General features: G+C 61.9%; 17 protein-coding genes. 6 read left to right on the top strand and 11 right to left on the bottom strand.

The window, feature by feature from the left end; translation table 11 throughout:
- Positions 1-26: 26 nt before the first annotated feature.
- Entirely contained in the window at positions 27-3,047 is a 3,021-nt protein-coding gene (locus tag ACNPM8_RS14665) for an alpha-mannosidase (protein ID WP_448940095.1), read from the bottom strand.
- Positions 3,048-3,155: 108 nt separating this feature from the next.
- Positions 3,156-3,824, bottom strand: coding sequence for a histidine phosphatase family protein (locus ACNPM8_RS14660; RefSeq protein ID WP_434692125.1), 669 nt, complete (start codon positions 3,822-3,824; stop codon positions 3,156-3,158).
- Positions 3,825-4,031: 207 nt separating this feature from the next.
- On the opposite strand from ACNPM8_RS14660, the gene ACNPM8_RS14655 reads away from it, so the two are divergent.
- Positions 4,032-4,601 (top strand): TetR family transcriptional regulator, encoded by a 570-nt coding sequence (locus ACNPM8_RS14655; RefSeq protein ID WP_434692122.1) that lies wholly within the window; start codon positions 4,032-4,034, stop codon positions 4,599-4,601.
- 49 nt (positions 4,602-4,650) lie between these two features.
- On the opposite strand, the gene ACNPM8_RS14650 is transcribed toward ACNPM8_RS14655, so the two are convergent.
- Positions 4,651-5,988, bottom strand: coding sequence for an MFS transporter (locus ACNPM8_RS14650; RefSeq protein WP_133833190.1), 1,338 nt, complete (start codon positions 5,986-5,988; stop codon positions 4,651-4,653).
- Positions 5,989-6,175: 187 nt separating this feature from the next.
- Between ACNPM8_RS14650 and ACNPM8_RS14645 the strand changes: the two genes are divergently transcribed.
- From ACNPM8_RS14645 to ACNPM8_RS14635, 3 genes are all read left to right on the top strand, one after another.
- On the top strand, positions 6,176-6,913 hold the full coding sequence (locus ACNPM8_RS14645) for a hypothetical protein (RefSeq protein ID WP_146112913.1): 738 nt from the start codon (positions 6,176-6,178) through the stop codon (positions 6,911-6,913).
- Between the two features lie 97 nt (positions 6,914-7,010).
- Positions 7,011-8,681, top strand: a complete 1,671-nt coding sequence (purH, locus tag ACNPM8_RS14640; protein WP_448940094.1) for a bifunctional phosphoribosylaminoimidazolecarboxamide formyltransferase/IMP cyclohydrolase — start codon at positions 7,011-7,013, stop codon at positions 8,679-8,681.
- Positions 8,682-8,851: 170 nt separating this feature from the next.
- Positions 8,852-10,813, top strand: coding sequence for a BCCT family transporter (locus tag ACNPM8_RS14635; RefSeq protein ID WP_434692119.1), 1,962 nt, complete (start codon positions 8,852-8,854; stop codon positions 10,811-10,813).
- Positions 10,814-10,902: 89 nt separating this feature from the next.
- On the opposite strand, the gene ACNPM8_RS14630 is transcribed toward ACNPM8_RS14635, so the two are convergent.
- Positions 10,903-11,070, bottom strand: a complete 168-nt coding sequence (locus tag ACNPM8_RS14630) for a hypothetical protein (RefSeq protein ID WP_448937360.1) — start codon at positions 11,068-11,070, stop codon at positions 10,903-10,905.
- Between ACNPM8_RS14630 and ACNPM8_RS14625 the strand changes: the two genes are divergently transcribed.
- Both ACNPM8_RS14625 and ACNPM8_RS14620 read left to right on the top strand, forming a co-directional pair.
- Positions 11,024-12,241: a divalent metal cation transporter gene (locus tag ACNPM8_RS14625; protein WP_434692114.1), complete on the top strand. Its 1,218-nt coding sequence runs from the start codon at positions 11,024-11,026 to the stop codon at positions 12,239-12,241. The two genes, ACNPM8_RS14630 and ACNPM8_RS14625, sit on opposite strands and share 47 nt — an antisense overlap.
- Positions 12,242-12,254: 13 nt before the next feature.
- Entirely contained in the window at positions 12,255-13,064 is an 810-nt protein-coding gene (locus ACNPM8_RS14620) for a putative hydro-lyase (protein ID WP_434692111.1), read from the top strand.
- A gap of 116 nt (positions 13,065-13,180) precedes the next feature.
- Here the strand turns inward: ACNPM8_RS14620 and ACNPM8_RS14615 are convergent, their stop codons facing one another.
- From ACNPM8_RS14615 to ACNPM8_RS14585, 7 genes are all read right to left on the bottom strand, one after another.
- Positions 13,181-14,176 (bottom strand): adenosine deaminase, encoded by a 996-nt coding sequence (locus ACNPM8_RS14615; RefSeq protein WP_434692109.1) that lies wholly within the window; start codon positions 14,174-14,176, stop codon positions 13,181-13,183.
- Positions 14,177-14,572: 396 nt separating this feature from the next.
- Complete coding sequence (locus tag ACNPM8_RS14610) at positions 14,573-15,247, bottom strand: GntR family transcriptional regulator (protein WP_105661647.1); 675 nt, start codon at positions 15,245-15,247, stop codon at positions 14,573-14,575.
- Positions 15,248-15,299: 52 nt separating this feature from the next.
- Positions 15,300-17,039 (bottom strand): ATP-binding protein, encoded by a 1,740-nt coding sequence (locus ACNPM8_RS14605; protein ID WP_434692106.1) that lies wholly within the window; start codon positions 17,037-17,039, stop codon positions 15,300-15,302.
- A 9-nt stretch (positions 17,040-17,048) separates the two neighbouring features.
- Positions 17,049-18,653 (bottom strand): 5-oxoprolinase subunit B/C family protein, encoded by a 1,605-nt coding sequence (locus tag ACNPM8_RS14600; RefSeq protein WP_448940093.1) that lies wholly within the window; start codon positions 18,651-18,653, stop codon positions 17,049-17,051.
- Entirely contained in the window at positions 18,650-19,408 is a 759-nt protein-coding gene (locus tag ACNPM8_RS14595) for a LamB/YcsF family protein (RefSeq protein WP_448940092.1), read from the bottom strand. The genes ACNPM8_RS14600 and ACNPM8_RS14595 overlap by 4 nt, the downstream gene beginning before the upstream one ends.
- A 225-nt stretch (positions 19,409-19,633) precedes the next feature.
- A complete protein-coding gene (locus tag ACNPM8_RS14590) occupies positions 19,634-19,783 on the bottom strand; it encodes a hypothetical protein (protein ID WP_181149023.1) in 150 nt (49 codons plus the stop codon).
- Positions 19,784-19,948: 165 nt separating this feature from the next.
- Positions 19,949-21,634 carry a formate--tetrahydrofolate ligase gene (locus ACNPM8_RS14585; protein WP_448940091.1) on the bottom strand — a complete coding sequence of 562 codons (1,686 nt, stop codon included), beginning with the start codon at positions 21,632-21,634 and terminating at the stop codon, positions 19,949-19,951.
- Positions 21,635-22,020 lie beyond the last annotated feature (386 nt).

Here is a 22,020-nt window from a genome sequence, read left to right as displayed (position 1 = left end):
TGCGAAGGTCCCCCCGGAACCCGCGGTTACCTGGCCAGGGCGAAGCGCAGGGTGCGCACTTCGAAAGCGCCCAGCTTCAGCGGCACAGCACCATCGGAAAGCTCGATGGCCTGCCCCGCCAGCTCATCTTCCAGCAGGCTCGCGGTGGCTGCAGACAAGGCCTGCGCGTTGACCAACAGGCTGCCGCTGGCACGGCGCCCCAGGGATTCATAGACCCGCACCACCAAATCGCCGGAGTGGTCCGCAGCCAGCTTCACGCTGGAAATCACCAGGCCTTCACCGGTGACCGATACCAGCGGGTCCACGCCGTGGGCGCCATGGACGACTCGCTCTGCGCTGTTGAGCAAGGCACCGGCTTCTGTTGCCATGGCCACGTCCGCGCCGATGACCAAACCGTAGCGGTGGGCCTGCAGGCCTTGGTCGGTTTCAGGATCCGGGAAGCGCGGGGCTCGCAGCAATGACAGGCGCATGGTTGTCGTGACGGCCGCGTCCTTGGCATCGCGGGTGACATCGAATCCGTAGATGGAATCATTGACCAGTGCCGCGCCGAAGCCGGGTTCCTCGGCCAGCACGAAGCGGTGCATGGAAGTTTCGAACTTCGCCGCTTCCCAGCTGGTATTCACGTGGGTAACGCGCTTGTGGTAGCCGAATTGGGTTTCGGCAATTGCATGCTCGGCACGGATATCCAGCGGGAAGGCGACCTTGAGGAATTTCTCTGCCTCATGCCAATCGGTACTCTGCGAGATCTGCACGGTCCGCGAGCCTGGCGCCAGCGACAGTTCCTGGACCAGCGTGGATTTGGAGAAGCTGCGGGCAATCGTGATGACCTGGCTGCCGTCCTCGCGCGAAGACAGCTCCAGGCTATCGAGCTCGCGCAGATCGGTGACCTGGTTGCGGTAGTACTTGTCCACGTCCCAGGCGTCCCACATGTTCGGGAAGTCCTGGTGCAATTGCAGCAGGTTCGCTTCCTGGCCCTCGGCGATAGTTTCACGGCCGGTAGCCAGATCCACCGCGGAGGCAATCAGGCCCTGGGCATTGACCGCCACCCGGATGACCGAGTTATCCAGGATGTAGCCGCCATCGGCTGCGGTTGCCCTGACCGCGGAAACAGGAACGGCTTCCACTTCCTTGGCCTGGCCGAAGGCCAGGTTATTGCGCGTGAACGCCGCACCGTTGAATGCAATAGGGGTGGAGCCCTCGCCAGCCAGCTGCTGCTGGGCGGCGCGGATCAGCGCTTCGGCCTGCTCGATGACCTGGGCGTAGCGTGCCACCACTTCGCGGTGCACCCAGGCGATGGAGGTGCCGGGCAGGATGTCATGGAACTGGTGGAGCAGCACGGTTTCCCACAGTTCGTCGAGCTGCTCGTACGGGTATTCGGCCCCGGTGCGGATGGCTGCGGTAGCCGCCCACAGTTCGGCCTCGACCAGCAGCTGCTCGGTGCGGCGGTTGCCCGACTTGGTCTGGTGCTGGCTGGTCAGCGTGGCGCGGTGCAGCTCCAGGTAGAGCTCTCCCACCCATACCGGCGGGTTGGGCAGCTCGGCCTTGGCCCGGTCGAAGAAGTCGTTCGGGTGTTCCCACCGGACTTTCGCACTGCCTTCCAGGTTGGCCAGGCGCTTGGCTTTGCCGGTCATTTCCCGGGTGGTGCCGCCGCCGCCATCGCCCCAGCCGCCCGGTGCGATGGAGTTGTTGGCAAGCCGGGCTTCGCGGAACTGGCGCGAGGCCTTGGCGACTTCCTCCCCGGAGAGCTGCGAGTTGTAGGTGTCCATCGACGGGAAGTGGCTGAATACGCGCGAGCCGTCGATGCCTTCCCAATCGAAGGTGTGGTGCGGGAATTTGTTCTGCTGGTTCCAGGAGATCTTCTGGGTGAAGAACCATTCGAAGCCGGCCCGGCGCATCAGCTGGGGCAGGGCAGGGGAGTATCCGAAGGAATCGGGCAGCCATACGCCCTTTGAAGCGATGCCGAATTCGTCGCGGAAGAACTTCTGGCCGTAGAGGAACTGGCGGACCAGCGATTCACCCGAGGGCATCACGGTATCGGACTCGACCCACATGCCGCCCAGCGGCAGGAAGCGCCCGTCGGCAATGGCCTTCTTCACCCGATCCCAGACCTCGGGGCGATGGGTCTTGAGCCACTTGTACTGCTGGGCGCTGGACATGCCGTAGAGGAATTCTTCCTCGTCGCCCAGCAGCTCCACCATCGAGGAGCAGGTGCGGGAGACCTTGCGGATGGTTTCGCGCAGCGGCCACAGCCAGGCCGAGTCGATATGCGAGTGGCCGATCGCGGAAATCTGGTGCGCGCTGTGCTCGGCTGGGGCGGCCAGGATCGCTGCCAGCTCGTTGCGGGCGGCCTGCGCGGTCTCGGTAATCCGCTGCAGGTCGAGCACGTCCAACGCGTTGTCCATGGCCTGCAGGATCTGCATCTTGCGCGGGCCGGCCGGCAGCTGCTCTTGCAGATCCAGCAGCACTTCCAGATCCAGCGACAACTCGTGTACTACGGATTCAAAGACCGCCAGGTCCATGCGGCGGGTGGTGTACAGCCGGCGCGAAGACGAGGTAAGGATATCGCCCTGCTCGGTGGGGAGGAACGGGTGGTAGTCCAGCAGCACCGGGTTGGATGCCGCTTCCAGGTACAAGTCGATGACCTCATCGCCTTCGGCCTGACCGGCAATGGGCACCCACTGGTTGCGCGGGTTGATCGCCTTGATGGTGATGCCGTCCGGCCGGTAAACCAGGCCCTCGCACTGGAAGCCGGTCATGTTGACGTCAAATCCCAGATCAATCACGGCTTCCACCCGGCGTCCGGCCCAATGCGCCGGAACCTGGCCCTGCAAATGGAACCATGTGGTGCCCCAGGCCGCGCCCCACGGGGTACCAACCTCTGTGGGCTGGTAGTCCAGTGCAAGACCCTGCGCAGGAGCTATCGGCTCTCCTGGCAATTCGTGCCAGGAGAGGGTCAATGGCATGGTTTCCGAATATATCGCTGGAAGGATACGTTCGGTCAGAACGCGGCGGACGCGTCCGGTGGTCAGGGAAATGTCGTCGTGCATGAGGGCCTTCCGTTTGTGCGCTCAGCGGAAAATGAGCTCCCCTGCCAGACTACCGAAAAAATAGATGCTGAGTTGGTGCAACTCGCGATCCCCGGTGGAGCGGGGTACTCAGGGGATGCCGTCCTCGCCACCCGTCACGTCCTCGGTGAGAACATCGCGAACGAAGTCGCCACCGAGCGGTTCTGGATTCCACCGTTCCAAAGCCCACGTTCCGCCGATGCCCAATTCCAGCAAGGAGCCACCGGTATTCTCGATATGCAGCTCTGCGGCATCGGCAGGCGCCATCTTCGTAGCCCATGCGCTGAAGACGCGAATGGCGGCACCATGGCTGAATACCGCGACCATGCCGGAGTAGTCCTGTGCCCGGGCGATGGTTTCCAGGGCCTTGGAATATCTTTCAATGAAGTCGTAGCCGTTCGGCCCGCCGGGCATCTTCTGCTCCCAGTCGCCATGCATCCACGAATGCAGGCACATGCCGTAGGCATAGCGTGAGGCCTCGTCGGCCTGCATCTCCAAGGTGCCTGCTGAAATCTCCTCGAGGCCGTCAATGACCTGCAGCTTCTGTCCGGTGGATTCGCTCAATGGCTGGGCCGTCAGCTGCGTGCGGTTCAGCGTCGAGGCATAGATGGACTGCAGCTGCCCGCCACTGAATGCCTGCGGCAGGGCACGAGCCTGGCGATGCCCCAGCGGAGTGAGGCTGGCACCCGGGTAAGCGGTATCAAGCTGCCCGGCAACATTCGATGGGGTTTGTCCGTGCCTGATGAGCTGAAAACGCATATCCGAGGATTCCTTGGCCTTGAGGTTCTAGATCCTAGGGATAGCACGGTTTCTGGAAATGCGGAATGGCTGGGCGCGAGCGCGGGGAGCAAACTTTTCGTTCTGGAAAGTTGATTTCCGCTTCGTCAGAGCACTGCCTGTCCGCTATCGTGAAATCGTCAGGTGGCAAGTCGTGCGCCAGAATTTCCTTCAGATCGGATTCCACTCATGCGTTCAGATGCTCTTCGGCGACGTGAGAACATCCTTCGAGCAGCTCGTGAATTATTTGCAGAACACGGCGCCCAGATTGCGATGGAAACTATTGCAGAGGCCAGCGGAGTGGGCATCGGCACACTGTATCGAAACTTTGCTGACCGGAATGCGCTGGTTGAAGAAGTCACCCTCGGCACGCTTGGGGATATCCGAATCGCTTCCCAATCAGCGGTTCAGCGGCTTGAAGACGGTGACACGGACGCTTGGGAAGTTCTGCTTGGCACGCTGGTCCAGCAGAATCTCGGGGCACTGAGCGAAGCGCTCGGGCTGCAACTGCCACGGAAGATCAGCCCCGGCATTCTGGAGGTCCAGGCAGAGGCCGGCCAGTCCCTGAACTCCGCCTTGGGCTTGGCCAAGAACGCGAATTTGGTCCGCAAAGACGTAACGGAGATAGAACTGATTGCCACCATCGGGGCCATGACCCGTCCACTGCCGCGGGCCTTCAGCAAGAGCCAGCCTGGTTTGGAGGACCGCATCGTGCAGATCATGCGCGATGGCTTGCGCCCGCAAACTACGCAGGACTAGCAAATGCCAGCACCAGAAGGTGCTGGCATTCGCCGCTGGCCGATGATCCTTAATCCAAACTCATGCCGCGGGTTTCTGGAGCGAATCGCGCCATGAAGACGACGGCTACCAGCACCAGCGCAGTCGCGCCGGCAAAGAGCCAGCCCAGCCCGACCACTGGCCACAGCGCCGCGAAGAGCAGGGGACCGAAGCCGGCGGCAAAGCGGGACATGGTCGAGGCCCAGCCGAAACCGCTGGCGCGCAATTCGGTGGGGTACAGCTCGGAAACATAGGCATACAGCACCGGAATAGCGACCTGGACCACCACGCCGAAGACCAGCACCCAGGCAATCGCGGTCGCTGGGATATGCAGGTTCTGGGCTACGATCACAAGCACGATGCCTGAGATTGGCGCGGAGATCGCCAACAGCCATTTACGGCCAACCCGCTCCACCAGCAATGCTGCCAGAACAACGCCCACCAGCCCCATCAGGGCCATCACCGCGGTAGCGAAGAACGACGCTGACTGGGCCATTCCGGCCTCGGTCAGAATCGATGGCAACCAGGTCAATGCCAGGTAGTAGACCAGCAAAATGGTCATGAACAGCAGCCAGCTGGTGGCGGTGATCTTCCAGGAGTACCGCCACAGCGAGGCGACCTGCTCCCACCAGCGCGGAGCCTTTTCCAATTCCACAGGTGCAATTACGTACTCGCGCTCAGTGGCCCCGGTGCGTTCCACGAGCTGGTCGATGACCGCACGGGCCTCGGCGTCGCGGCCCTTGGCTGCCAAGAACAATGGGGATTCGGGCATGGAGCGCCGTACCAGGTACACCATGAACGCGGGCAGGATCATGACTGCCAGGATCAACCGCCAATTATCGGCGGTGGCCATCACCCACCCCGAAACGAAGAAGGACAGTGCCGCGCCCACCGGCCACCAGCCATCCATGGCGGTGAGCACGCGTCCGCGCAGCTTGGCAGGGGTGAACTCGCCGACGAGCGCATAGTCCACCGGGATGCAGCCTCCCAGGCCGACGCCGGCCAGGAAGCGGAAGGCGACGAAGAAGCCGAAATTCGGAGACAGCGCGCCGAGGATGGTGAATAGCGAGAACATCAGAAGCGTCAGGCTGAAGGCGTTCTTGCGTCCATAGCGGTCGGCGATCCCGCCCCAGAGGAAGGCGCCCAGGGCCATGCCCACCAGATTGGAAGTGCCCAGCAAGGCCGCGGTGGGACGGTCAAGCCCCCACTCTTCGGCGACCAATGGAATCAACGCGCCGTTGAGGGTCACGTCCCAGGCATCGAACATGAATCCGAGTCCGCCGATAATGAAAATGGTGCCCTGCACCTTCCATTTGAATGGCAGCTCTTGCACGATCGATGTGCCAGAAGGCAGGGGTGCGGAAGACACAGTGGTGCACCTTTCGGTGTGCGAGCAGAAATGGTTTGTACCGCGTGAAGCATAGCCGAAAACCAGGTTCCAGGTGTAGCTCTCTACGCTTCTTCTCCCGCCGCGTCAAGGCCTGTTGTCTGCGCCGGCAAGGGGGTAATCTCTGGACATGGGAGTAGATTGGACCGCTCTCGAAGAGGCTATACGGGTGACTGCCCTTCGACACGCAGCGGAAGTGATAGCTGGACACCCCGACCAGGACTTCTATGCCATTGCCTTGCATGGAGTCAGCACCGAGGAAAGCGAAAGCATCGCCATGCCGTTGCTGGCCTTGAACTCGGTGCAGGCCCTGGAACGAGATCGCCTCACGGAGTCTCGCGAGCAATTGGTGGAACGCGGTGAAGACGCCGATGAGCCTGCCGATTACGAGGACCGTCCCGATGCCGAAGGCGATGGAAGCCTTGAACCTGAAACCGTCACATTGGAAGACGATTCGCTGCTGATCACTGATTCCGATGATGAAGACGAAGACCAGCCGGATGACGAGGATTCCGACGGGGAAGATCTCGACGACGTCTTGGCCTCCTTGGAAGCGGATCTGGAAGATAGCGACGAGGAGAGCTTCTACTCGGATAAGTGGGAACCCAGCGATTGGCACTGGTCATCCATTGATTTATGCGAAGATCCCGCGGCCACGCTATGGTCCGAGGCGATGACCGGACTGGCAGCGCGTGATGGCTGGGAACCTACTATTAAGCGCTACTATCACACGCTGGTTGCGGTAGCCCGGTCGTTGCGCGAAGAGTTGGGCGAACGGACCAAGGCAGATCTCGTGGCCTATGTCGCAGATGAAGAACATGCAGAAAAACTTCTGCAGCTTTGCCTGACTGACAAGCAGCTTTCTTCATATTTCCCGCACCTTTCCTCATTGCCGGAAGGGGCTTGACACGAACTGAAATTCCGGTGCCTTCCTTGGTTAGAATGAAGGCGGTGGCCTCTGCGCTGCCCGCCCCATTCATTCTCACCGCCGGGAGAAAAATTTCGTGAGTAAGACCGTGCTGGACAAAGTCGCTATCCGTCGCGCACTGATTTCCGTCTATGACAAGACCGGCTTGGAGGAGCTGGCCGCTGGATTGCACGCCGCAGGCGTGCAGCTGGTATCCACCGGCTCCACGGCCAAGAAGATCGCTGCCGCTGGAATTCCCGTGACCGAGGTCGAGCAGGTGACCGGTTCCCCTGAAATGCTCGATGGCCGCGTCAAGACCCTGCACCCGCGCATCCACGGCGGCATCCTTGCGGACCGCCGCGTCACCGAGCACATGGACACCCTCTCCTCGATGGATATCGAGCAGATCGACCTGGTGGTGGTGAACCTGTACCCCTTCGTGCAGACCGTCGCCTCGGGTGCCTCGCAGGATGAAGTTGTCGAGCAGATCGACATCGGGGGCCCAGCCATGGTCCGCTCGGCAGCGAAGAACCACGCCGCCGTTTCCATCGTGGTTGATCCAGTTTTCTACCCGCAGGTCATCTCCGCGGCAGCCGAGGGCGGCTTCGATCTGAAGACCCGCCAGCGCCTGGCCGCCAAGGCCTACGCTCACACCGCAGCCTACGACACCGCGGTAGCCTCGTGGACCGCAAGCCAGTTCCTGGATGAGGACGGCGACGGCGTCATCGACTGGCCAGCCTACGCAGGCGTGGCCCTGCAGCGAGCCGATGTGCTGCGCTACGGCGAAAACCCGCACCAGCAGGCAGCGCTCTACGTTGACGAAGCCGCTCCAGCCGGCATCGCCCAGGCTGATCAGCTGCACGGCAAGCCAATGAGCTACAACAACTACGTGGATGCAGATGCTGCACTGCGTGCCGCATACGACTTCGAGAAGCCGGCTGTGGCTGTGGTCAAGCACGCCAACCCTTGCGGTGTGGCCGTCGCTTCGGATGACGCGGCAGATCCGATCGCCGACGCACACCGCAAGGCGCACGCTACCGCCCCGGTGTCCGCATTCGGCGGAGTCATCGCCGCCAACCGCACGGTCACCAAGGAAATGGCAGAAACCGTCAAGGGCATCTTCACCGAGGTAGTTATTGCCCCGGACTTCGAGGCCGAAGCGGTGCAGATCCTCTCGGCCAAGAAGAACATCCGCCTGCTGGCCCTGCCAGAAGGCTACGGCCGGAACAAGAACGAGTTCCGCCAGGTAAGCGGTGGCATGCTGGTCCAGGCCGGCGACAAGATCGACGCCGAGGGCGACAATCCGGGGAACTGGACCCTTGCTGCCGGTGAAGCAGCTGACGCTGCTACCTTGGCAGATCTGGAATTCGCTTGGAGCGCCGTGCGCGCTGCCAAGTCCAACGCGATTCTGCTGGCTAAGAATGGTGCAGCAACGGGCATCGGCATGGGCCAGGTCAACCGCATCGACTCCTGCAAGCTGGCCGTGGAACGTGCCAACACCCTGGGCGTGAAGGTCGAGTCCGGTGCGGATGCAGCCGGTGGCGCTGAGAACGCTGACGCGGCTGCTTCGGAACAGCGTGCCGTTGGCTCCGTGGCCGCTTCGGATGCTTTCTTCCCCTTCGCCGACGGCCTGCAGATCCTGATCGATGCCGGCGTGAAGGCTGTCGTGCAGCCGGGCGGCTCGGTACGCGATGAGGAAGTCATCGCGGCAGCGAACGAAGCAGGCATCACGATGTACTTCACCGGTGCACGCCACTTCTTCCACTAGGATTCCCTAGTACCCCAAACGGCCCCGGCAGCCGCGGAAAACCGCATCTGCCGTGGCCGTTTGCTTGTCCAAAAGTTTCCTCGCCTAGCGCTCTGATTCGCGCCAATACGCGTGGCGCCAGCGGAGGACCGTTTAGTGACTAATGCATAGTTCACCTAGAATTATTAGTTATGGATACTGAAGAATCGCGTCCAGAGAATCAAAAAGGTGAAACTAAAGCGTCCCAAAATGGGCAATCTAGTCAACCGCAGAGCTCCAGAAGGAGAATCGAAAGGGTCAAGAACGCCCTACGCACTGCAAGCCAAGAAACGACCTTTGGCATTCACCCCGGATTGATTCCGGGAATTAGCGTGGAAGAGACTGGGGCTAATTTCCCGACACGGCGCGGAGTGTTCGTTACCGCATTGCTAGTTTCGGCCGGGGTGCTCATTTGGGCCATCTTTGCCCCGAGTAATCTGAACCTTGTCGGCACCACAATGCAAAGCTGGGTAGTTACCAATTTTGGCTGGCTGTTCAACCTCACGGTTCTCGTGATCGTCGTGTTCATGTTGGTTGTTGGCTATGGGCCAACAGGCAAAATCCGACTTGGCTCCGATGACAGCACTCCGGAATTTTCGACGCTCTCGTGGATCTCCATGCTTTTTGCCGCAGGCTTGGGCATCGGGCTGGTGTTTTATGGGCCCCTCGAACCGCTAAGCCATTTCTTGGCTCCGCCACCGTCCACCACCGCGGAAGCTGAAACCGTTGATGCGGTACTGCCTGCCTTGACTGACTCGTTCTTGCACCAAGCAAGTTTCGCGTGGTGCATCTACGCTCTCGTTGGCGGTGCCCTGGCGTATGCCTCCTATCGCCGTGGCCGGCTTCCATTGATCTCGTCGCTTTTTGAACCGGTATTCCCCAACGGCAATCATCGGGTGCTAGGCAAGATCATTGATGTCTTTGCTGTATTGGTGACCCTCTTTGGCACAGCGACTTCATTGGGTATTGGCGCTCTGCAGATCCGAACTGGAACGAACATTATTACCGGGCTTGAGCTGGGCAATGGTTACGTTGTGGTCGTGATCAGCGTTTTGACTGTGGTGTTCACGATTTCTGCCGTTGCTGGCATCAAGAAGGGTATTCGGCTACTTTCGAATACCAACATGATTCTCGTTGTAGGCATGGCCTTGTTCGTTGTGGTGGTTGGACCAACTGTCTTTATCTTGGACCTGATCCCGAGTTCACTGATAGCTTTCGTCGGTAACTTGCCAGAAATGCTGTCCTTGGCGGCTAGCCAAGGAGAAGTCCAGAAGCAGTATCTGACCTCTTATACGACTCTGTACTGGGCTTGGTGGATCTCATGGTCGCCATTCGTCGGCATGTTCATTGCCAAGATTTCCAAGGGCCGTACGCTGCGCGAATTTGTCACGGTTGTCGTCTTTGCTCCGGCACTCATTTCGATCATCTGGTTCGTGGTCTTCGGCGGTACCGCGATCTGGATGCGTATGAACGATCTGGGCATGGAGGTGAAAGGCGCCGGTGAAAATGTCATGTTCGACCTGTTAGCGAATTTGCCTTTCAGTCCCGTGCTGTGGATTGTGTGCCTCCTCGCGATCCTGGTCTTCTTCGTTACGGCAGCTGATTCGGCTGCCAATGTCATGGGGTCGATGTCTCAATCTGGTCGCCCGGTACCGTCTAAGCCGGTGACCATTGTATGGGCCATGGCACTTGGCCTGATCGCCATGTTCTTGCTGTTGGCCGGCGGACGCGATGCCTTGTCGGGACTTCAGTCCATCATGGTTACCTGCGCTTTGCCGTTCACAATCGTCTTGATCGGCGTCATGATTTCCTGGGCCATCGACCTGCGCAATGACCCTACGATGATTCGTCACCGTTATGCCGTTGAGGCGATTCGTGGTGGCGTTCGAAGGGGCATCGATGAGCATGGTGACGATTTTGTCTTCGGCGTTGCTGCAGTGCCGGAGGAGGAAGGCGCTGGCGCGAACTTCGAAAGCGATGATCCTGCATTGACTGAGTGGTATACAGATACCGGCGTGCTGGACATTGTTGAGGCTAAAGAGGAACTTTCCACTGAAAACGAACCTGATCGGGGCGTTGGCGATACGCGAGCCGAACCTGAACCGGCAAAATAATCAGAAACCGGAAATCCTGCGATTTGAGTAGGTTTCATCTAGTCAAGGCCGAGCTCTGAGATCCCTGTAGAGGTGAGCTCGGCCCTGCGCTATCCAATGCCGAGAAATTGTTCAACAACATCTTGCCAAGGTTGTTCAACAACCTGTAAAGTCTTGTCCATCACATTGACCTTGTGACGGTTGTCACCACTATCGCATTGGAACGTCATCATGGCACTTCCTGAGTCAACATCCCAAAGCAGCAAGGCGCGGCGCACGGCGCTCCTAGGCGCCATGTTCCTGATGGCCACCAGCGCCATCGGACCGGGCTTCATTACCCAGACCACAGAGTTCACGGTCCAAATTGGCGCGGCCTTCGCCTTCGCCATTGTCGTCTCCATCCTTGTGGACATCGCGGTCCAGCTGAATGTCTGGCGCGTGATCGGGGTGTCCGGAATGCGTGCCCAGGAACTGGGCAACAAAGTCGTCCCTGGCATCGGCTGGCTACTGGCTGGGCTGGTATTCATCGGCGGCATGGTCTTCAATATCGGCAATATCGCCGGTACTGGACTGGGCCTGAACGCCATGCTGGGAGTTGACGCCAAAATTGGCGGGGCCATCTCAGCGGCCATCGCCATCCTGGTCTTCCTGTCGAAGAAAGCCGGCATGGCATTGGACCGCATTGTGGTGATGCTGGGAGCCGTCATGATCCTGCTGATGCTGTACGTGGCAATCGTCGCCGCCCCTCCAGTGGGCGATGCGATCCGCAACGTGGTGCTCCCCGAGAAGATCGATTTCCTGATCATCACTACCCTGATCGGTGGCACCGTTGGCGGATACATCACCTACGCAGGTGCCCACCGCATGATCGATTCGGGCACATCGGGCGTGGAGCATGTCAAGTCGATCTCCAACATCTCGACCCTGGCAATTATCGTCACCGGTGTCATGCGCGTGCTGCTCTTCCTGGCGATCCTCGGTGTCGTGGCTGGAGGCGTAGCGTTGACCAGCGACAACAAGGCTGCTGAAGCCTTCGGCCACGCCGCTGGCCCCATCGGCATCCGCGCCTTCGGCGTCATCCTCTGGGCTGCCGCGCTGACCAGTGTGATCGGTGCCGCCTACACTTCGGTTTCCTTCATCACCAAGCGCACCACCCCGGAACGCACCCGAAACCTGATCACCGTGGCTTTCATCGTGGTCTGCGGCATCATCTACTTGTTGCTCGGCAAGGCGCCGGCAACCCTGCTGATCTTCGCCGGAGCCTTCAACGGACTGATCCTTCCCGTGGGCTTCGCGGTACTGCTCTGGGTCGCATGGCGCCGCCGCGACCTGATGAACGGCTACAACTATCCCAAGGCCCTGCTGGTTATCGGTGCCTTGACCTGGCTGCTCAGCGTCTACCTCGGCTGGAACTCGATTTCGGGTCTGGCAGCCCTCTGGAACGGCTAGGAGAAAGACAATAATGAAGGACTTATCGAGCCTCGGGCAGACCGAACGTGCGGCCATGGCCCCGAGCGAGGCCCGCGAGCTGTTCCGTGCCGGACAGGTGCTCCCGACCGCGGGAATCAGTGCCGGATACGCGCAGGCAAACCTGATTATCGTTCCCCAGGAGCTGGCCTTCGATGTGCTGCTCTTTGCCCAGCGCAACCCCAAGTCCTGCCCGATCCTCGGTGTCCTGGAAGCCGGGCAGACCAGCAACGAGTTGCTGGAAGGCGGAGATATCCGCACTGACGTGCCGAAGTACATGGTTTACGAAAACGGGGTCAAGGTGGCTGAACCCACCGACCTGTCAGAGTACTGGCGTGATGATCTGGTGACCTTCATTGTCGGCTGCTCGTTCACCTTCGAGAGCGCACTGATGGAAAGCGGCATTTCCATCGCGCATATCGACCAGGGCGTGAACGTGCCAATGTACAAGACCAATATCCGCTCGCAGTCGGCCGGAGCGATGTCAGGTCCGATGGTGGTCTCCATGCGCCCGATTCCCGCCTCGCATGTGGCCGACGCGGTGCGGATTACTTCCCGCTATCCGGCCGTTCACGGGGCGCCGGTGCATATCGGGAACCCGGAAGAGCTGGGCATCAAGGATTTGGGCGCACCGGACTTCGGCGATGCAGTGCAGATCCCGGAAGGGATGATTCCGGTGTTCTGGGCCTGCGGCGTCACTCCGCAGGCGGCAGTGATGGAGTCCCGCCCGGCCTTGGCCATCGGCCACGCACCGGGGCACATGCTCATTACGGATATCAGGGATTCCCAATACCAGGTTCCCTAGCCCATAGACCGAACGAGGCGGCCTCACCCCAAGGGGGCCGCCAAGTTCCCGCCAGGGCCTTTGGCCCTGGATCGAACGCGGTGGCCTTCCCCCAAGAGGCCGCCGCGTTCCCATGTCTAAAGGCTTTGCCGCTGAACCCAGGCCTGGACTTCGGCAAGCAGTACCTGCTTGGATTCTTCATCCAGGAATGCGGATTCAAAGGAATTCCTTGCCAGCGTAGCCAGCTGCCCGGTGCTGAAGTTGAAGCTTGCCATGAGCGAGGCAAAATTGGCATCCATGTATCCGCCGAAGTAGGCAGGATCATCGGAATGCACCGAAACCTTCAAGCCCTTTTCGAGCATCTGCGGCAATGGATGATCGGCCATGGTGTCCACCGCACGCAAATGGATGTTTGATAGCGGGCAGACAGTCAAAGGCATCTGCTCGTCGACCAAGCGCTGAACCAGCGTCGGATCGTCCAGGCAACGGATGCCGTGGTCCACGCGCTCAACCTCCAACAAGTCCAGCGCTTGCCAAATGTAGTCAGCAGGGCCTTCCTCGCCCGCATGGGCAACGACGTGCAGGCCGTGGGCGCGGGCATAGGCAAAGACTTCCTGGAACAGCTCGGGAGGGAAACCCACCTCCGAGGAATCCAGGCCGATGCCATCGATATCGTGCTTCTCGGCGACCAGCACCTTCATCAAGTCCATCGCTTCTTCCGCTGGGGCATGGCGCCAGAAGCACGCGATGAGCTTGTGGGAGATCCCCCAGCGTTCTGCGCCCTCGTCCAGGCCGGAACGGATGCCGGCGATGACCTCGCCCAGGCCCAGTCCGCGCTGGATGTGAGCTTGTGGATCGAAGAACAATTCCACATGGCGCACGCCGGAGTCGTGGGCGCGCTGCAGGTAGGCCACCGTGATTTCGTGGAAGTCTTCAGCAGTGCGCAGGACCGCCATATTCGCATAGAACAGGTCGAGGAAGGACTGGAGATTGCTGAACTGGTACTTGGCACGCAGCTGGTCAACGGTGGCATAGGGCAGCTCAACACCGTTTTTTGCCGCCAGCGCCATGATCATTTCTGGCTCCAGCGTTCCCTCAAGGTGGATGTGCAATTCGGCTACAGGCAATTTCACGGGTGGTGCGACCTTCCAAGCAGGGGACGAGGGCCTAGGCCGTGATGAAACGGCGGTGGCGCGCAATGGTTTCGTTAAACCATACGTTGGCTATCTATGTGCTTGCTTGGCTTGTCCGTGCGTCGAGGAAACCCGCAGGGAGCTGGGTTTGAGGCTGCCAGCATCGGCAGGCAGGCAGGCGGCAATTGCATCAAGGATCCGGAAAAACCGGTGATCGCAGTGGAAATTCCGCGGGGCAAACCCGGATTTGGCCTCTGGTGCATCCTTGGAAAACAAGGGTGCGCAACCCGATGAGGCATGCGCTGGAGGCTGGCATTTGCCGCAAAGCAGTGAGGAATGCACGGCGCGGATGAGATGGAAATCGCAAGCGGAATGGGCCAAGGCCCTGCTCCATGCCTACTCCGGGCGTTGGGCGATGTGGCTGAGCAACTCAGCTTCAGCGGTGTCGAGATAGCCGCGCAGGGTCTGGGCGGCTTCCAAGCGCTTTCCGGCGCGGAGCATGGCCAGCAGATTCGCATTGCGCTCTACATAGTGCGAATGGAAATCCGGGGCGTCGCTCATGGCGTGGAAGACCAGGCGCATGCGGGCCAGCACGCGGCTCATCAGCTCCTGGAGCAGTTCGCTATCGGAGGAGGCGACCAGCTGCTTGTGGAAGGCCTGATTGGCATTGGCCATCCGCGGCACGTCGCCGGCAGCCAGACCTGTGCGAGCCTCCTCGATGATCTTGCCCAACCGGTCCAGGTCGATGTCTTGGCCCCACGCCAGGCATGCCGGCTCGACGGTACGGCGCACCGCATAGATTTCCCGCACATCATCAGCATCCGGAGAAGCCACGAAAACACCCCGGTTGGGGATCCGGGTGATGATCAGCTCGCTATTGAGCAAGGTGAAGCTCTCGCGCAAGGTATTGCGCGAGAGCCCCAATGATTCAGCCAGGGTCTGCTCGGAAAGCTTGTCACCGGGCAATAGCTCGCCTTCGGCAATGCGGCGGCGCAGCTCATTGGCAGCCCAGAGCCCGCTGTGCGCGTGTGGGGCCTTGGCTGGATGCGAGGTGCTGCTGGTGGCTTTCATGCTTCCAATTTATCCCAACTGGCCTGCGGGTACGGACTTCATGGCCTGGACGCTAGCCGATGGTGCCCAAGGTGTCGCCGCGGCGTACGGCTGACCCTGCGCTCAAGTCCGCTGCGCGGAAGATGCCATCACGGTGCGCGGTGATGGTGGATTCCATCTTCATCGCCTCGACGATGGCAATGCTCTGCCCTTCGGCGACTGTACTGCCATCTTCCGCGGCGAAGCGGACGAGGTTCCCGTCCATGGTGCTGCGTACCGCGGCGGCATCGACCTGGCCGGCAGCATCATCCTGGGTGGCGGCGGCGGTGCCGGCTCCGGGGGTATTGCGCAACGCGTTGGTCAGTGCAGCGGGAAGACCCAGCTGGACGGCCTTGCCATCGAGCTCTATGGTGATGGTTTCACGGCTGGTATCGCGCTGGTCCAGATCCATCTCGTCGCTGGCCTCCACCTCGTTGAGGAACTCGTCCTCGATCCATGTGGTGTAGACGCCCAGGGATTCGCCGTTGAACGCTTCGTGCTCGATGACGGCGCGGTGGAATGGCAGGACCGTAGGTACACCGGCAATGCTGATTTCTTCCAGCGCCAGGCGGGCACGGCGCAACGCCTGGTTCCGGTCGGCACCGCGCACAATCAGCTTGGCGATCATCGAGTCGTAGAACGGCGGAATGACCGAGCCGCTGCGGACCCCTGAGTCCACGCGCACGCCGGCGCCGGTTGGCGCTTCGAACCGCTCCACGGTGCCGGGCGCAGGCAGGAAGCCGCGAGCCGGGTCCTCGGCATTGATGCGGAATTCGATGGCATGGCCGGTGGGCTGCGGGTCCTCGGCAATGGACAACGGCAGGCCATCGGCAATGCGGAACTGCTCGGCCACCAGATCAACGCCGGAAGTCTCCTCGGTGATCGGGTGCTCCACCTGCAAACGGGTGTTGACCTCCAAGAAGGAGATCAGACCGTCCTGGGCCACCAGGTATTCCACGGTGCCGGCCCCGACATATCCGGCTTCCTTGCAGATCGCCTTCGCGGACTGATGGATCCGGGTCCGCTGCTCATCGGTCAAGAACGGGGCAGGCGCCTCTTCCACCAGCTTCTGGTGGCGGCGCTGCAAGGAGCAGTCGCGGGTGCCGACGACCACCACATTGCCGTGGGTATCGGCCAGCACCTGGGCCTCGACGTGGCGCGGCTTGGCCAGGAAACGTTCCACGAAGCATTCGCCACGGCCAAAGGCCACGGTGGCTTCGCGGGTGGCGGACTCGAAAGCATCGGAGATCTCATCGAGCGAGTAGGCGATCTTGATGCCGCGGCCACCGCCGCCGAAGGCCGCCTTGATGGCGACCGGCACGCCGTACTCTTCAGCGAAGGCCCGCACCTCGCCGGCGTCCGCTGCCGGGCCGTCGGTGCCCGGGGCCAGCGGCGCACCTGCGCGCACCGCGATCTGCCGGGCCGTGACCTTGTTGCCCAGTGCTTCGATGGCCGCGGGGGGCGGGCCAATCCAGCTCATGCCGGCTTCGATGACGGCGGCGGCGAAGTTCGCGTTCTCCGAGAGGAAACCGTAGCCGGGGTGCACCGCATCGGCGCCGCAGCGCTTGGCAATCTCGATGATCTTCTCGATATCCAGGTAGGTGTCCGCGCCGGTGGAACCATGCAGCGGGTACGCTTCATCTGCGCGGCGCACGTGCAGGGCGTCGGCATCCGGGTCCGAGTAGATGGCTACCGACGAAATGTTTGCGTCGGTGGCCGCCCGGGCAATGCGGACCGCGATTTCGCCTCGGTTGGCGATGAGAACTTTTTTCATGGCAATTCCTTAGGCGTCAGATGCCGCGTGGCCGGCAGCGGGATGGAGTTCGAATCGAATTCTGCTTCCGGGCGGAAGCTGCGCGGCTGCGCTGAGGTCTTCGGCAATGACGGTGGCGATCACCGGATAGCCGCCGGTGACCGGATGATCTGCGAGGAACAGCACCGGCAGGCCGGAGGGCGGCACCTGCAAGGATCCGCGGGCTACGCCTTCACTGGCCAGTTCCCCGGAGCGGACGCGCTGCAGCGGTTGCGCGCCGGTGCCCAGGCGTACACCCACGCGGTTGGATTCGCTGGTGACATCCCAAATCTGGGCGGCCAGCTGGTCCAGGCCCGCCTGGCCAAACCAATCGGCACGCGGACCGGGCATGGCGCGCAGCGTGTACACGCCGTTATCGTCTGGGACCGGCAGGGTGCTCGGTTCGCTGTTGCCAACGATGTGGCCCAGATGCGGGCGGTTCACCGGCAGCATGCCTCCGGCTTGCAGAGGCTGGGGACCGACTCCGGAGAGGGTGTCGGTGGACAGCGAGCCGAGGACCGGTTCCTGCTCGATGGTGCCGCGCACCGCAAGGTAGCTGCGCAGTCCGCGGCCGGCGGGTTCAACCTCTAGGCGCTCGCCGTGCAGCAGCGCGAACGGTGCATTGGCCGCGGCCTGGCGCGGGGTGCGGACCTGGTCGTCTTCGGCCGGGGTGATCCAGAGTTCTGCTTCGGCGCCGGTAAGCGCCAGCACCTGGTCTTGCTCGGCCTCAACGGTGATGCGGCTGCCGAGGTTCTCGATCACGGCCTGGCCTGGTTGGTTGCCCACCAGGCGGTTGGCCTGGTGGAAGGCGGCCGGGTCTGCGGCTCCTGCGACGCCAACTCCGAGGTTGCCATAGCCGATGCGTCCGGCATCCTGGAGCAGGGATTGCAGGCCGGCGTCGATGATTTTCAGGCCACCGGCAAGTGCCTGCCCTGATGCTTCGTCTTGTGCGGCGGGTGCCTGGCTCACCGATATTTTCCGGGTGGCCCGGACGAACTGCACGGTATCCTGCGGCCGGATCAATGCAGGATTTTCGCGCTGCAAATCCCACATTTGCAGATCGGTATGTCCAATCAGCTGCCAGCCTCCGGGGGATTGGCGCGGATAGACGGCCGAGTACTCACCGGCGAGCGCCACCGCTCCGGCGGGCACCCTGGTGCGCGGGGAGTCTCTGCGCGGGACATGCAAGTCCTGGTTTTCGCCGAGCAGATAGGCGAAGCCGGGAGCGAATCCGCCAAATACTGCACGCCACCTCTGGCTGGTGTGCGCATTGATCACAGCTTCGGTGCTCAGCCCGGTCAGCCCGGCCACGGCGGCGAGGTCTTCGCCATCGTAGTTCACTGGTACTTCAACCAGCTTGCCCGCAGCGTGGAGTGCAGAAGCTACTTCAAGTTCTGGCAGTGCTGCCATGGCCCGTTCGGCGCTCTGCGCGGAATCGAATTTCAGCAGTACCGTTTGCGCGGCGGCCAAGAGGTCGCGCTGTCCGGACAGGGGAGAGGTTTCCAAGGCGGCGTTGAGCGCCAAGACAGCATCGAGCGAGTCCAGGTCGATGAGCAGATCATGGGAGCCTGCCCGGTGAATGGCGCGGATGCTCACGCGAAGCTCCGGATCTGCACGCCGGCATGTTCCAGTCCTGCGCGCACGGCGGTGGCCATGGCCACCGCACCGGCAGTATCGCCGTGCAGGCAGATGCTTTCGGCTTCCATCTTGATGGTGCTGCCGTCCACGGCAACAATGGTGCCTTCGGTGGCCAGACGGACCATGTTCTCGGTGACCTGGGCGGGGTCGTGCAATACGGCGTTGGATTCACGGCGGGAGACCAGGGTGCCCTCGGGGGTGTAGTTGCGGTCGGCGAAGGCTTCTGCGACGCCGCGCAGGCCAGCGGCTTTGGCCTTTTGCAGGGCGAGAGAACCTGGCAGCAGCAGGACCGGCAGGTCGGTGCCGAAGGCCTTGATGGCATCGATGACGGCCTGGGCATGCGCCTGGTGGTGCACGATGGTGTTGTACAGCGCGCCGTGCGGCTTGACGTACTTGATTTCGCTGCCTGCGGCGCGTGCCAGGGCTTGCAGGGCTCCAAGCTGGTAGAGGACGTCATCGGCCAATTCGGTGGCCGAGCAGTCCAGGAAGCGGCGGCCGAAACCGGCCAGGTCGCGGTAGCCCACATGGGCTCCGATGGTGACGTTGGCGCTGACCGCATCGCGGCAGGTCTGGGCGATGGTGCTGGGGTCTCCAGCGTGGAACCCGCACGCTACATTGGCCGAAGACACGGAGGTGAAGATGGCGGCGTCGTCGCCCATCGTCCAGTTGCCGAACGACTCGCCTACGTCTGAATTCAGGTCCATGTATGGCATTGTGATCCCCGTCTCGTGAATACCTCTTGGTAAAAGAATGCCCCACTTTCGGTAATTGTTCAACAATCTTGGCAGGCTTTTTGAGCATCGCTTCCCGGAATTCTGCTGGAGCGGTGTTCCCATCTGTCTTCTGATTAGGCGTTTTGCACGTGGAATAGCAAAGCCCGAGGCCAGGAATCCTTGCGGAATCCTGGCCTCGGGCAGGTCTTGTGGCTGGCGGTGCGGCTACTGGCCTTCTTCGCCGTCGGAATCTTCATGCCCGAACGGAATAGGCGCGTTCTGGGCCGCATCCGGATCAGGGACAGTAGTGTTCTTGCCCTCTGGGTCCGGAGTCTGAGCTGGACCTGTGGTTTCGTCGTGGTTTTCGGTTCCCATGGTTATTTCCCTTCATCCGTGCCTTGCTTGATTGCCAGCTATCGGGTGCTGGTTCACATAGCCTAGTCGTGAATCGTGGCGAAAAGCGGTGCGATCAGGGAATTACCATGTTCGCCCGCCGTGGAATCCTGGCACGCTGGCGATCCCCGCGGTCTTCTCTGGCCGCTAGGACAGTCCGATGGCGTTGCCGTGCTCGTCGACATCCATGTGCAGGGCCGCTGGCACCCGCGGAAGTCCCGGCATCGTGGTGAGCGCCCCGGTGATGGCCACGATGAATCCGGCACCGGTCTTGGGGATCAGCTCGCGGACCTGCACGGTGAAGCCGGTGGCGGCGCCTAGCAGCTGCGGGTCATCGGAGAAGGAGTACTGGGTTTTGGCGATGCAGACCGGCAGGTGCGACCAGCCGTTGTCGTGGATCTGCTGGAGCATCCGCCGGGCCTTGGGGGAGTACTCGACGCCTTCGCCCCCGTAGACGCCGCGCACCAGGGCCAGGATCTTGTCCTCGACCGGCTGCTGAAGCTCGTACAGCGGGGCAAAATTGCCCGGTTCCCCGATGGTCCGCAGCACCATGGCGGCCAGCTCGCCCGCGCCGGAGCCGCCCTGGCCCCAGACATCAGCGATGGCGCAGGCAATGCCCTGCTGCGCTGCCCAGCCGGTGACCGCTTCCAGCTCGGCATCGGTATCCGTGGTGAAGCGGTTGATGCCGATCACTGGCTGGATGCCGAACTTCGAGACGATCGAGGCGTGGCGTTCCAGGTTCGGCATCCCGGCCAGCACGGCCTCGACGTTTTCTTCCCCCAGTTCCTCCTTGGGCACCGAACCATGCATCTTCAGTGCGCGGACGGTGGCGACAATGACCACCGTGTCCGGCGGGCACCCGGCGTAGCGGGCCTTGATGTCCATGAATTTCTCGGCGCCCAGATCGGTGCCGAAGCCGGCTTCGGTCACCACCACGTCGGCCAGTGCGCGGGCGGTGTTGGTGGCGATGGCCGAGTTGCAGCCGTGGGCGATGTTGGCAAAGGGCCCGCCGTGGATGAGCGCGGGAGTGCCCCCGATGCTCTGCACCAGGTTGGGCTTGATGGCTTCCTTGAGCAGCAGCGCCATCGCACCCGCCGCGCCCAGGTCATCGGCGGTGACCGGGGCCTTGGCGTAGGTGTATCCGACGGTGATCCTGCCCAGCCGGGCGCGCAGGTCCGCCAGCCCGGTGGCCAGGCAGAAAACAGCCATGACCTCGGAGGCGGCGGTGATTTCGAAGCCTGTTTCGCGCGGCACCCCGTTGGCGGTACCGCCCAGGCCGATCACCACGTGGCGCAATGCGCGGTCGTTCATGTCCAGCACCCGCTTGAAGGTGATGGATCGCGGGTCGATGCCCAGCTCGTTGCCCTGCTGCAGGTGGTTGTCGAGCATGGCCATGAGAAGGTTGTTCGCACTGGTGATGGCGTGGAAATCCCCGGTGAAATGCAGATTGATCTCGTCCATGGGCAGCACCTGGGATTGGCCTCCACCCGTGGCTCCGCCCTTCATCCCGAAGCTCGGGCCGACTGAGGGCTCGCGCAGCGCGATGATGGTCTTGGTCCCGGTGGCAGCCAGCGCGTCGCCCAGGCCCACCACCATGGTGGATTTGCCTTCCCCTGCCGGCGTCGGGGACATGCCGCTGACCAGGACGACTTTTCCGGGCCGGCTTCCGTTGGCCGGTAGCAGGGCAGGATCAATTTTGGCCTTGTACTTGCCGTAGGGCTCCAGCGCGTCGTCCGGGATTCCGGCCGCCTCGGCAATCCGGGAGATCGGCCTGAGCACTGCCCGCGAGGCAATGGCCAGATCGCTCATATCGGTTTCCGGCAATGCTGCCATGTTGTGTCCCCTGTCTGGCTGCCCGGTGACCCGGGATGAGGAAGACCAAGGCTTCTGGTTTTCCCTGATTGGCCTTCAAGCTATCACCTTGCAGGCAAGGCGAGAAGGCCGTGATGGGCAGAACATGGATCGGTTCTCGGCACGGGTCCGAGGGCCAGACAAGGGGTAGCGGCACCCTAAAGCCAACTTCTCAAGAATTTAGTTGTGCCCAAGCCGCGGTCGCTGCTTGAAGATCGCGGACCAGGCGGTTTCGTGGCCAGCCTCGCGTTTGGGGAACTTATGAGGTCGCCGTAGCCATGCAACTGCCCAGAACCTAACGGACAAGGAAGCGGTCGACAGCCCGGGGTGCCTCCAAAGACAAATGAAGCCCGAGCGGAGGAATTCCA

Source organism: Glutamicibacter sp. AGC46 (assembly GCF_053543715.1).
This window is presented reverse-complemented; position numbering and strand designations above follow the sequence as displayed.

What these genes read in the sequence shown, in the direction of transcription:
- ACNPM8_RS14665 (WP_448940095.1), bottom strand. Translation starts at nt 3,047, where the DNA reads ATGCACGACGACATTTCCCTGACCACCGGACGCGTCCGCCGCGTTCTG.
- ACNPM8_RS14660 (WP_434692125.1), bottom strand. Translation starts at nt 3,824, where the DNA reads ATGCGTTTTCAGCTCATCAGGCACGGACAAACCCCATCGAATGTTGCC.
- ACNPM8_RS14655 (WP_434692122.1), top strand. Translation starts at nt 4,032, where the DNA reads ATGCGTTCAGATGCTCTTCGGCGACGTGAGAACATCCTTCGAGCAGCT.
- ACNPM8_RS14635 (WP_434692119.1), top strand. Translation starts at nt 8,852, where the DNA reads ATGGATACTGAAGAATCGCGTCCAGAGAATCAAAAAGGTGAAACTAAA.
- ACNPM8_RS14625 (WP_434692114.1), top strand. Translation starts at nt 11,024, where the DNA reads ATGGCACTTCCTGAGTCAACATCCCAAAGCAGCAAGGCGCGGCGCACG.
- ACNPM8_RS14620 (WP_434692111.1), top strand. Translation starts at nt 12,255, where the DNA reads ATGAAGGACTTATCGAGCCTCGGGCAGACCGAACGTGCGGCCATGGCC.
- ACNPM8_RS14610 (WP_105661647.1), bottom strand. Translation starts at nt 15,247, where the DNA reads ATGAAAGCCACCAGCAGCACCTCGCATCCAGCCAAGGCCCCACACGCG.
- ACNPM8_RS14605 (WP_434692106.1), bottom strand. Translation starts at nt 17,039, where the DNA reads ATGAAAAAAGTTCTCATCGCCAACCGAGGCGAAATCGCGGTCCGCATT.
- ACNPM8_RS14595 (WP_448940092.1), bottom strand. Translation starts at nt 19,408, where the DNA reads ATGCCATACATGGACCTGAATTCAGACGTAGGCGAGTCGTTCGGCAAC.
- ACNPM8_RS14590 (WP_181149023.1), bottom strand. Translation starts at nt 19,783, where the DNA reads ATGGGAACCGAAAACCACGACGAAACCACAGGTCCAGCTCAGACTCCG.
- ACNPM8_RS14585 (WP_448940091.1), bottom strand. Translation starts at nt 21,634, where the DNA reads ATGGCAGCATTGCCGGAAACCGATATGAGCGATCTGGCCATTGCCTCG.